The sequence below is a fragment of the Haloarcula sp. JP-Z28 genome (assembly GCF_011440255.1).
GTDB classification, from domain to species: domain Archaea; phylum Halobacteriota; class Halobacteria; order Halobacteriales; family Haloarculaceae; genus Haloarcula; species Haloarcula marismortui.
In genome coordinates, this window is the sequence record NZ_JAAOHT010000028.1 from 32,312 (window position 1) to 44,203 (window position 11,892).

The following is an 11,892-nucleotide window of genomic DNA, read 5'->3' on the forward strand; positions in this document are numbered from 1 at the left end:
TTATTCCTCCAGTACAACCAGGGTGTCACCCATGTCTACGGAATCGCCCTCTGCGACCGGGACAGATGCGACAGTGCCGCCCGCAGATGCCACCACGTCGTTTTCCATTTTCATCGCCTCCAGCACGCAGACGACATCGCCCGCAGCAATATCGTCACCGGGTGCAACTTTAGTCGAAAGAATAGTGCCCTGCATCTCGGCTGTAATCGCACCCGACGTGGTCACGTCCACCGTGCCACCACCGGATGAGTTGCCGCCCGAAGTGCCACTGCCGGAGCCGCCACTGGCGTTGCCATCACGGGAGATGCGGGGCAGTCCGTCCGTAACGACGACATCGAAGCGCTTCCCATCGACTTCGACAGCGATTTGATCCGTCGACGCCGCCGAGGCGTCGCCACCGACCTCGTCAGTCCCCCATCGTGCAACAGCCGCGTCGAGGGCATCGTCGGCGAGTTCCTGGTCGAGGTATTTTGTTGTATGCGTCCCGGCGCGGAAGGTGTCGTCATCCAGCATCAACCGATGGAACGGGATGGTGGTATGGACCCCCTCGACAGTGAAATGGTCAAGAGCACGCTTTGACCGGTCCAGACAGTGCTCCCGGTCCTCGCCAGCGACGATGAGCTTCGCGATCATCGAGTCGTAGTCGCCCCCGATATCGTCGCCCTGGGAGACCGCGTGGTCGAGCCGGACACCGATACTGCTTGGCGGCGCGTACGTCGTTAGCGGCCCTGGCGTCGGCGCGAAGTCTTCCGCCGGGTTCTCCGCGTTGATCCGGTACTCGACGGCGTGCCCGTCTATCGACACGTCGTCCTGTGTAAAGTCCAGTCGCTCGCCTGCAGCGACCCGGAGCTGCCAGCGAACGATATCGATCCCGGTCACTGCTTCAGTGACGGTGTGTTCGACCTGAATTCGGGTGTTCACCTCCATGAAATAGAATTCCCCGTCTTCGACGAGGAACTCCACGGTCCCGGCGTTCGTGTACCCGGCTTCACTGACACCGCGTCTGGCGGCCGCCCCGATCTCCGTACGCAGTTCGGCGTCAAGCGCTGGACTCGGGGCTTCCTCGATGACTTTCTGCTGGCGACGTTGCAGCGAGCAATCGCGCTCGCCGAGGTGGCGGACATTGCCGTGTTCGTCCGCAAGCACCTGCACTTCGACGTGCTTTGGGGCTTCGAGATACTTTTCGACGTACACCGAGTCATTGCCGAAATACGCTTCCCCCTCGCGTTTTGCGCTTTTGAGCGCCTCCGCAACTTCGGCCTCGCTCCGAACGATCTTCATGCCACGACCGCCACCGCCGCCTTCAGCCTTGATTGCGATGGGGTAGCCGTACTCTGCACCCAGTTCCCGCACTTCCGCTGGCTCGTCGACCAGATCCGTTGTGCCGGGGACGACTGGGACACCGGCGTCCTGCATCACTGTCCGGGCTTTCGTCTTTTCGCCCAGCGTCTCCATCGCGTCGCTTGGCGGACCGACCCACGTGATGCCGTTGGTAGCTTCGACGCGGCTAGCGAACTCGGCGTTTTCGGCGAGGAAGCCGTACCCGGGGTGGATTCCGTCGGCCCCGGCCCGCTCAGCGACATCGAGGATCGCTGTCTGGTCGAGGTACGACTCGCTTGCAGGTGCCGGGCCGACGTTGTATGCGTCGTCGGCGTACTCAACGTGGCCGGCGTTGCGGTCGGCGTCGCTGTAGACGGCGACCGTTTCGATACCCAGCTCTTCACACGCAGCCATCACACGAACCGCGATTTCGCCGCGGTTTGCGACAAGGACTTTCTCGAACATTAGTAGGATCTGGGGAAGCCGAGGTGCTGGCCGATATGGTTGTACGCCATCTGCTGGGAAACTGGGGCCAACCGTGTCAGGTTGATTTCACGCCACCAGCGCTCGACGTCATACTCCTTCGCGTAGCCCCAGCCACCAAACGCCTGCATCGACTGTTTGACCGCTTCGATACCAGCACTGACGGCTGTCGCCTTCGCGACGTTTGTCTCGTATCCACACTCTTCGCCCTGGTCGTAGAGCCATGACGCCTTCTCACGCATGAGTGCCGCCGTTTCCATACGGGCGTACGCCTTGGTGATCGGGAACGAGACCGCCTGATGGCTCCCGATAGGCGCATCGAACACCTCCCGGTCGCTGGCGTACTCAATAGCAGTGTCCGCGGCTAGTTTGCCGATACCGGTCCCGGCGGCGGCAAAGCCAATACGTTCCGGGTTCAGCATATCGACCAGGGTCCACCAGCCGTCGTCTTCCTCGCCCAGCAGGTTCTCCTCGGGGACCCGAACGTCCTCGATAAAGACTTCACAGGACTTCGAGTAATTGATACCGTGTTTGGGAATCGGAGACACGTCGATGTTGGGGTCGTCCATATCGACGATGAACAGGCTTATGCCGTCAGTCCCGCGCTCAACCTCGTCACGTGGGGTCGTGCGCGTGACGAGAATCATATTGTCAGCCCGGTCGGCGAAGGTAATCCAGGCCTTGTTCCCGTTCAGCACGTACTCGTCGCCGTCTTTCTCGGCACGGGTCGCGACGTTCAGCGTGTTTGTCCCGGCTTCAGGCTCTGTGATACCGATAGAGAAGTTTCGCTTGCCGTTAGCGATGTCCGGCAGATAGGTCTGTTTCTGCGCTTCTGTCCCGTTCTCGCTGATACCGACAGCAGCCATGCCGGCGGTGAGCACCAGATACCACGTGCCCGCCATGCCACAGCCTTCGGCACAGAGCGTCTCCATGACCAGCCCCATCTCCTGGATGCCCATCCCGGCCCCTTCGTACTCCGGCGGGACCAGCAGGCCGTGGAAGCCGGCTGCAGCCAGTTCGTTCCAGAATGCCTCTCCGAACTCGCCTGCTTCTTCTTTTTCGCGCCAGTACTCCGGTCCGTACTCGGCCGCCACGTCCGCTGCGGTCGACCGAATCATCGAGCGTTCCTCTGTAGCTTCGAAATTCATTGTGGTTGTGTCTGCGTTGGCACTCGTACTGCTTGATACCCTGTGTCAGGATTCGACTTCAGCTTCTGCTTCGGCGTCGTCGTGGAGCTCGGTTCGGCGGATCTTTCCAGTCACGGTCTTGGGCAGTTCCTCGCGGAACTCGATTTCGCGCGGGTACTCGTGTGCGGAGAGCTCTTCTTTCACGTAGCTCTGGATGTCTTCTTTGAGTGGGTCGGACGGCTCCGCGTCCTCGCTCGGCACAACATAGGCCTTGACGATGTTGCCCCGCGCTTCGTGAGGTTTGGGAACGACGGCCGCCTCAGCGACCGCTTCGTGTTCGCCCAGCGAACTCTCGACCTCGAACGGCCCGATGCGGTAGCCCGAAGAGAGGATCACGTCGTCTGCCCGCCCTTCGAACCAGAAATACCCGTCCTCGTCCTTGTGTGCCAGATCGCCCGAGAGATACCATTTCCCGTCGGGACCGTCGATGAACGCCCGCTGGGTTTTCTTGGGCTTGTTCCAGAACTCGGCGAAGAAACACGGATAGTCTCCTCGTTGCGCAATCTCGCCCGTTTCGCCGGGTTCCAGAACTTCACCGCTCTGTGGGTCGACGATGTCGGCCTCGATTCCAGGGAGTGGTTTCCCCATCGACCCGGGCCGGAGTTCCATCGTCGGATAGTTGTTGATAATCATGTTCCCGGTCTCGGTCTGCCCGTACGTATCGAGAATCGTGACACCGAGTTCGTCCTCTCCCCACTCGACGACCCCGGCGCTGAGTGGTTCGCCAATAGAGAGCGCATGCCGTAAATCAAGGTCGACATCGGCAAGCACGTCTTCGTTTTCCCGGAGCATCCGGTAGGCCGTCGGGACCGAGAACAGGACGCTGATCGGGTATTCATCCAGCAGGGCGGCCCACTCGTCGGTGTCGAACTCGCCCTCGTACGTGAACAGCGACGCACCCCAGAACCAGGCACCGAGTGTGTTGATTGCACCCGTCAGCCAGCCGAGGTCGCCAGTCGACCAGTACAGGTCGCCATCCTGAAGATCCACGGCGTATTTTTGTGTTGCCGCGACACCGGCGATCCAGCGCTGCTTGTGGAGGACGCCTTTGGCCAGCCCAGTGGTTCCTGAGGTGTAGTACAGCAGTGCGTCGTCTTCCCCGCTGGTCTCGGCAATCTCGTAGGCTGTGCTCGCGCCGTCGAGCGCAGTATTGAAGACCACGTCACCAGCGGGTGCGCCGCCGCCGCGGTCAACGGTAATCACGTGTTCAACCGCGGGCGCATCGTCCAGTGCGTCTTCGACCGTGTCTCGATTGTCAGTCGTGGTGACGACGACCTTCGCGTCGCAGTCGTCCAGACGGTACGAGATGCCATCGGGCCCGAACCGCTCGTTGACGCTTCCCCAGACCGCACCGTGTTTGAGCGTTCCGACCAGCGCCACGTAGTGCTCGGGGATTCGAGGCATATACGAGAAAACCCGGTCGCCCTGCGCAACCCCGAGGTCGTCAAGGACGTTGGCAAACTGGCTTGAGCGGTCAGCAAGCTCCCAGAACGTCATTTTCGACAGCTCTCCGTCGGTCCCGACCTGATAGAGTGCGACCTGTCCCCGGTCGGTCGCGTGTCGGTCGGCAACTTCGTGCCCGATGTTCAGGTCGTTCGGTGCATCCCAGTCCGCGTCCGCGTAAATATCGTCCCAGGAGAATTCTTGCCGTGCTGTGTCGTAGTCCGGGAGGTTGTGGCTGGTCACCATACACCGCTCGGAATACCGGTTTCCGGTATAACTGTACCGGTTACTTTCCACGCAAAATATATTGTACCAATTACTATTTGGCTTCTTTCGTAGGTAGTATTTGTACTACGTATAGCGTAAACAGATGCGTTTACGACATCCTTGAATATATACACACTCGGGAGACATATTCAGCGAGACGCGCCGCTTTCATTCGTGTCTTCGAGACCGGTGTCGGATTCGTCCCACAGAGCACGCGCCACGTCGCGGACGTTGCCCGGGAAGGAGTTCTGGAACGTGACCCGTGGCGCGATGTACGTTTCCTTCCAGCGCGGGTCCCATGCCGCATTCACGTACAGACGCGAACCGGTTTCATTGTCCGTTCGGTAGTGCGGCCGTGTCGCCGCCGGTGCGTCCGGTTCGCTGAACGTCCAGTCGCGAGCCGGGTGAGATTTCAGCCAGACGTCAGCCAGAACGCGGCCGAAATCCTGTGGCGGCACGTCTTCGTCGACGATAACCACCGTGTCAAAAAGCGACGAGAAGGAAAAGAGGATATTCGCGAGTTGCCACTCGAAGCCGCCATACAACACGTCACTGGCCACGAAACAGATACCAAGCTCGGCCTCTGCTGGTAACATGACCCATTCGACTGGTGAGATACCCCAGTAGTTGTTGACCCGGTGATAGAGCGTTGCGGCGGTCGCAAGCCCCGTAAGCTGGATATCATCCGCGAGTGGGCGGCCGACCGGGGAGATGGGGATGACTGGGGTGTCAGTAGCGCGGACGCTCTCGACCGACAGTGAGAGCGGCCCGCTCACAACGACGTACTCCCAGCCTTCTCGACGGTCGGGGCGGAAGTCAGGTTGACGGTCCACAACTGTCGTCTCGATAACAACCTCCGTCGCACTCGGGACGAGTCCGCCGTTGGTCGGGACGAGCGGAACGGTGCCAGTTACCCCACAGGACTGGATTGGCGTGGTCGTTTGCTCGGTGACAGCGAGCAGGTATGCCGTCGTAATCGCCGCCGGCGGCACGCCAAGCGCTATCGTCATCGTGGTCCCGTCAGCAACAAGCGACGACAGCGCGTCCGGGACGCGCACTCTGAGCGTGTCGCCGCCCACAACCGAGCCGTGAACCGGTGCCCAGTGTGTGCCGTCAGCGGTCGAGACCGATGCGACACCAAGCGTCACTGCGGGCCACATGTCGGTTTCGCCCTGCGGGAGCTGCAGGTCCTGTACGTCGATATCTGTCCCCGAGGCTGCCTGCCCCGCATATGTCGGCTCCGGATTCTCGCCGGTTGGGCCGAGAGTGCTGATTGTCTCCAGCAGATCAACAAGCGTGGCGTCCGGCTCAAGTCCAAGGCCGAGCGACAGCCGCGACCACGGCCGGGCCTCGCGGTGCTGTGTCTGGTCCGGACCGCTGAACACACCGCTAACTAGATCTATGCCTGTGGGTCGCTGGAACCGAAGCGCCGGCCCACTTGCACGGAGCGCCTCCGCCGCAAGCACGTCAACCGGAACCTCGAATGGGCCGTCGAGTCGGACGAGGTCGTCGTCGCCGGCCAGTCCACGGACGTACTGCGTGAACGGTATCACTGTGATTTGCCCTCCCGCTCGTCGAGCCGGTCGAACCGCGCAGCGTCTAGTCCCGCTTCGACCAGCCGCTCTTGGGCTCGCTTCCGTGTTTCTGCGGTCGCCGTCGTGTCCGTCGCGTCACCGTCAGTCGTTGCGTCGATGTAGGCTTTAGCCGTCTTCGCCTTCGAAGTCCCCACATCCGCACTGCCCTTCTCGTCGGGCGTCTGGTAGATGTTGAGCGGGACTTTCGGCATCCGCTCGACGCCGAACTGGTGGAAGTCGGCGTCCGGATCAGCCTCAAGTGCGATGGCCGTCAACACTGCCCGCGGGTCAAGCGGGTCGACAGCAGCGTCGACAAATACGAAGAAGTCGATGTGGAGCATCCCCCACGTCGTGAAGATAAAGTTCGCCAGTTCGTGGAGATACCCCGGATACGGTCGGTCGGTCGCGATGACCCAGACGGTGCGGGAGGTAAAGCGCCACGGGACCGCCATCGCAACGTCAAATCCGGCGGCTCGGAGTCCAACGGTCGCGTCGGGGCCGGCTGCGACGAGTTGGAGCGTACTCGTCGAGTTCTGTCCGTATCCGACACCGCTCCCCTCGACGCAAAACGGTAGCCGCGGTTCGTGGCGGTGGGTGATCGCATCGACCTCGAACACCGGCATGGAGCGTCGCGGGCCGTTCATGTAGCCGAAGTAGTCTCCGAACGGTCCCTCATCAAGCCGGTCGTCGGGTCGAACGTGCCCTTCGAGAACTAGCTCGGCCGTCGCCGGAACGTACAGGTCATTGGTTTCGCACTGGACGAGGTCTACAGGCGCATTTTTCAGGCCGCCCGCGAAGGCCGCTTCGCTCCGCCCTGTCGGGATCCACATATCTGCAGTACTCTCGACAGTGGGTTCTGCACCGATAACGACCGCGACTGGCATCGGTTCGCCCCGCGGTTCGTAGTCGTAGTAGTAGCGGTTGGGAACCTGCTCACCGGCCAGTAACAGCAGACTGGCCTGGGAGCTGTCGTGGATCATCATTCGATGGCTCGACCAGGTCCCCCACTCTGTGTCGGGGTCCGGTGCGACGATGGTGTGGTGGTTAGAATACCGCCCCCCGTCGCCCTCGTGGATATATGGCCACGGGAACGACAGGAGGTCGACCTCGGTTCCCGTCCGCACTGTTTCCTTACAGGGGGCCCTGTGACTCGCAACGGTTCGAGGCGCTTTCGTCCTGTTGAGGCGGGCAATCACTCGGTCGTAGTACGTACAGCCTGAAAGGCCACTTGGGAAGCCCAGCGCTTGAGCGAAGTGATCCCAGGGGCGTGTCTGAGGGCCGCGGTACGGGTCGCCAACCAGTTTCGACTCCGTTTCTATCCCTGCGATGGACTCGAACACCGGGACCGGTCCGTCACGGATGTTGGCAAGTATCGTCGCTGCACTTGCTTCGAGGTCCCACGACACCGGTTGGTCGAAGGACCGAAGCCAGCCGGTCGTGTCGAGCAAATCGAGGTACTCGCGGAGCGAATTGACTGCCATCTGTCACTCCTGTTTTCCGAGCACGCGCCTGAGTGGGTCGTCATCGGGTTCGCGGCGGACCTCCGCATAGGCGTCCAGCAGGGCCGGTCGCTCTGTGGCGAGGTGGTCGAACGCGACCTCACGAAGCGCATCGGCCGTTGATTCGTACTCGCCAGTCTCGACGAGATACTGCAAGAGTACCTTCAGATCGTCGGACCGGGTGTTGAGGATATTCGACGCCGTCTCCTGTTCGGCCGCCAGATGGGCTACGAGCTCGTGATCGATACCGGTCGCATCGGTCTCATCGAGTAGTTCGACGTATCTGGTCTCGCTGACGCTCTCGTGTGGCCCGGCAACGATTGTAAGCGGTTCCGGGTCAGTGAGTTCAGCAGGGTCCTTGGCAATCCGGACGCGTGCCTCGAAGATGCGTTTCGTCTGCGCGTCCGTGATCTGTAGTGTGGTTTCTGCCTGTGCTTCCTCAGGGAGATGGTCTGTTGACGTGATGTAGTGGCTCGACATTACCTGCCCTCAGTTGGTCTGCTGATGTTCTTAGCAACCTCTTGTTCCAATGGCATATATGTACCGTCGTCGCGTCACTATCGCACCGGTTCGTACGTCACCGTCACAATCTGATCGAAGTGGCAACGGTAGATTGTGATCCCGGCATCTGTAGTTGGAGATGCTCCACACACCCACCCCACTGCTTCCGCTGTTAGGAAATAAATAGACGGCACCACCCCCATGGGAGGAGGTGATTTGCTATTTTGTGGTAATGTAGTAATGTTATTGTTTTTTGCCGATGTACTTGAGGTTATTCATTATCACTAGAAATTTTGAGGTTGTAGTTCGAATGGGCCACCGCAGGCTGTCAGGTCTAACAGCGGAAGCAGTGGGGTGGGAGTCCCTGTGTACTCCGTCTCGTACAGCAGTATCTCATACAACAGACTCTGTACTGATAATTCGTGAGGGAGGTTCTGGGATACCGACTCCCTCATCTCAAAAAATCCCTCGAGCGGGGGGTGGTGTATCCTCTGAGAGTTTAAAACCGCGACACTCGCCCTGTATAGACTGGAAAAACCAGCGTTGCTCGGTCCGTACAGACTGGAGACGCAGTGGGGCTGTGTCAGCCCACTCCCGTTTTGTCGAGCTAACAGCGGAAGTGGTGGGGTGGGTGTGTCGCTCCGTTACTGCAACCCCGCTGTCTACCTACTCATAATTATCCGGTCCCGTTGCTCAAAAAACGCACCACCTGGCCACCCTCCTAACAGCGGAAGCGGTGGGGTGGGGGTGTAGTGGGGCAGCTGCCCATTTCTCATCTAACAGCGGAAGCAGTGGGGTCGTCCACTTATATAGCCAACCGAACAGCGGAAGCAGCGGAACCAAAGGTTAAGTCATTTCATGTTACAATTATGGACAAATGAGCGACATTACTTTCTCGCCGACATCCACAATATTTGAACAACGCGAGGCACTGCTTGAAGAGTGGACACCTGAGGAGCTTGTCGGACGTGACGAGGAGCTCCAGAAGTATCACGCTGCGCTCCAGCCAGTCATCAACAACGAAACCCCGTCAAACATCTTTCTGTACGGAAAAAGCGGAGTCGGGAAGACCGCTGCCACTCGATACCTTCTCTCCGCTCTGGAACGTGATGCAGCAGATGTCGACGGACTAGACCTCAGTACGGTCGAAGTCAACTGCGATGGACTCAATTCGAGCTATCAGGCCGCGGTCGCAATCGTCAACACGCTTCGTGATCCAGCGAATCAAATCTCAAACACCGGGTATCCACAGGCTTCAGTGTATCAATTCCTCTTCGATGCACTCGACGATCTGGGCGGAACGGTGCTTATCATTCTCGACGAAGTCGATCACATTGAGGACGATTCGCTGCTGTACAAACTCCCCCGCGCCAGATCGAACGGTGACATCTCCGAAGCGAAATTGGGTGTCATCGGTATCTCAAATGACCTCGACTTCCGCAACCAGTTGTCCTCAAAAGTCCGGTCGAGTCTCTGTGAAAAGGAAGTGTCGTTCTCGGCATACAATGCCAATGAGCTACAGCTAGTTCTGAAACAGCGCGAGGCCGTCGCGTTTCAGGATGATGTCCTTGACGACGGCGTTATAGAAATGTGTGCTGCGTACGGTGCGAAAGACTCCGGAGACGCCCGTCAGGCTCTGGATCTCCTCCTTGAGGCCGGCGACCTTGCTCGAGAGTATGACGACGAGCTCGTAACTGAACACCACGTACGTGAAGCCCGGCAACGGCTTCAAACTGACCAAGTCGTCGAAGGGATCCGCAACTACTCTGACCACGGGCAACTCGTTCTCTATGCACTCACTGGGCTCGCCGAAGAAGATGACACCCCGGCACGGACACGGGATATCATGGGTGCATATCAGGAGTTAGCACGTGAGGAGGGTCTGGACCCGGTTTCAGAGCGGTCGGTCCGTGACTATCTCGGTGAACTCACACAACTCGGAATTGTGTCCTCGACGGAGTATAACCGGGGGAAAGGCGGCGGCAAGTACAAGAAGTTCGAGTTAGAGCAACCCATCAGTTCAATCAAAACGGGCCTCTCAGAACTCCTGAAAAAAAGCCCGTGACCCCACTGCTTCCGCTGTTAGCCACCCCACCGGTTCCGCTGTTAGACAGAGAGCAGAACTATACTACCCACAGTGACGTAACTCTGGACGGGTACCAGCCTACTGAAAGCCAACGAATACAGGACTTACCCGATACCGATGGCGTGCTCTGATTTCACTGGCGCTGGCCAGTACCGTGCCGACGTGTTTTATCGAACCGCGCTGTATGATGCGTATGCGCGAACTCGTCTTCGCCCTTGACTACGAGCCAGACTGTAACAGGGTCGCGGACGCCCTCGCCGAGCATCCCGATGCCCGCGTCCGCTCGCTGTCGCTGCACGCCACTGCTGACCGTCTCTGGCGGGTTGACCACGCAACTGGAACGCCAGCCGCACTCACCGCCATCGAGGACGCCTTCCTCACCAGCGACTACTACGCTGACTGTCTTGCCACCGAGGACTGCGGTGCCACACAGACCACTCGCGTCCTTGATCGAGCCGATGACATGCTCGTCCTCTACTCTGACTGGGAGCGCACCCCTGCCTGTGCCTCGGTTCCCCACATCGCTCAGGACCACCTGGGCGACGGGGTGCTGTTCGAGACGCGCCACGAGGGGCGTCACTACACGTGGCGACTCATTCACTCCGGCGACGGTAACGTGGCCGCGTTCTTCGACGAGCTCGCGGCGGCCGTCGGGGAACGTGCTCAGATGGAGATACTCCGCACTGCCGACACGACGGCGTCGATGCGAGAAGCCAACGGGACACAGAGCGCTCTATCGCCGGAACAAGAGGCCGCACTCCAGGCCGCCGTCGAGCACGGCTACTACGAGTCACCCCGGGAAGTCGACGGCGGCGAGTTAGCCGAGCACCTCGATGTCCCGCGGTCGACGCTGACCTACCGACTGCGTCGGGCCGAGGAACAGTTGGCAAAACAGTACGTCGCAGGCAGGCGACTGACCGAAGAGCCGCCGGTATCACGCTGACGCTCGGTTTGGAATATTCCAATAAAGGGCTCTGGTGAATCACTGGACGGCGTCGGCTTCGACCGTCAGAACTAGGAAGATGAAGCGGGAAACCGCCGATGATTCATGTCTAAGATCTCCCGCTTCACAAGCAACGTCGTTCAGTTAGCTAAAAATGCTGTTGGTGAGCGAGGCGAAGTCGCCGCCCCCGAAGGGGGTGGCGGCTTCGCCGAGTATGCGGTAGTGTCGCTGCACTGTCTGCGGGTTTACCTGGAAAAATCCTACCGAGAAGCACTTGATTTGCTGAGCGAGATGCCACAAATACTCGGGGAGATCGGCCTCGACGCGGCCGATCTCCCCGACCACTCCACGCTAGTCAAGTGGTTTGACAGAATCAAGACAGCGATCTGGCGAGTGCTGCTGCGCCTCTCGGCGCAGGAGCACGAGCCATCCGGTCACGCCGCTATCGACGCGACGTTTTTCGACCGGGAAAACGCTAGCAAACACTACTGCCGTCGGACGAATTACCGGGTTCAGACGCTCAAAGCGACAGCTCTCGTCGACACAGAAAGCCAAGCGATTCTGGACGTTCACTGTACGACTGAGAAAC

At 59.8% G+C, this 11,892-nt stretch carries 8 protein-coding genes and 1 pseudogene; 3 read left to right on the top strand and 6 right to left on the bottom strand.

Annotated elements, in window-relative coordinates:
• The 6 genes from G9463_RS11995 to G9463_RS12020 form a co-directional block, all read right to left on the bottom strand.
• The gene (locus tag G9463_RS11995; RefSeq protein ID WP_165896832.1) at positions 1-1,785 is read right to left on the bottom strand and encodes an acetyl-CoA carboxylase biotin carboxylase subunit; all 1,785 of its coding nucleotides are present in this window, start codon (positions 1,783-1,785) and stop codon (positions 1-3) included.
• Positions 1,785-2,951 (bottom strand): acyl-CoA dehydrogenase family protein, encoded by a 1,167-nt coding sequence (locus G9463_RS12000; protein ID WP_165896833.1) that lies wholly within the window; start codon positions 2,949-2,951, stop codon positions 1,785-1,787. Before G9463_RS12000 ends, G9463_RS11995 begins: the two co-directional genes overlap by 1 nt.
• A 45-nt stretch (positions 2,952-2,996) precedes the next feature.
• The gene (locus G9463_RS12005; protein WP_121304377.1) at positions 2,997-4,679 is read right to left on the bottom strand and encodes an acyl-CoA synthetase; all 1,683 of its coding nucleotides are present in this window, start codon (positions 4,677-4,679) and stop codon (positions 2,997-2,999) included.
• A 170-nt stretch (positions 4,680-4,849) separates the two neighbouring features.
• Positions 4,850-6,253, bottom strand: coding sequence for a UbiD family decarboxylase domain-containing protein (locus tag G9463_RS12010; protein ID WP_165896834.1), 1,404 nt, complete (start codon positions 6,251-6,253; stop codon positions 4,850-4,852).
• Complete coding sequence (locus G9463_RS12015; RefSeq protein ID WP_165896835.1) at positions 6,250-7,755, bottom strand: UbiD family decarboxylase; 1,506 nt, start codon at positions 7,753-7,755, stop codon at positions 6,250-6,252. The genes G9463_RS12010 and G9463_RS12015 overlap by 4 nt, the downstream gene beginning before the upstream one ends.
• A gap of 3 nt (positions 7,756-7,758) precedes the next feature.
• Positions 7,759-8,253 carry a hypothetical protein gene (locus G9463_RS12020; protein WP_004966609.1) on the bottom strand — a complete coding sequence of 165 codons (495 nt, stop codon included), beginning with the start codon at positions 8,251-8,253 and terminating at the stop codon, positions 7,759-7,761.
• Between the two features lie 898 nt (positions 8,254-9,151).
• Between G9463_RS12020 and G9463_RS12025 the strand changes: the two genes are divergently transcribed.
• The 3 genes and pseudogenes from G9463_RS12025 to G9463_RS12035 all read left to right on the top strand — a co-directional run.
• Positions 9,152-10,339 carry an orc1/cdc6 family replication initiation protein gene (locus tag G9463_RS12025; protein WP_165896836.1) on the top strand — a complete coding sequence of 396 codons (1,188 nt, stop codon included), beginning with the start codon at positions 9,152-9,154 and terminating at the stop codon, positions 10,337-10,339.
• 214 nt (positions 10,340-10,553) lie between these two features.
• A complete protein-coding gene (locus tag G9463_RS12030; RefSeq protein ID WP_165896837.1) occupies positions 10,554-11,303 on the top strand; it encodes a helix-turn-helix domain-containing protein in 750 nt (249 codons plus the stop codon).
• Between the two features lie 105 nt (positions 11,304-11,408).
• A pseudogene (locus G9463_RS12035) lies at positions 11,409-11,892 on the top strand (IS5/IS1182 family transposase); the annotation flags it as partial.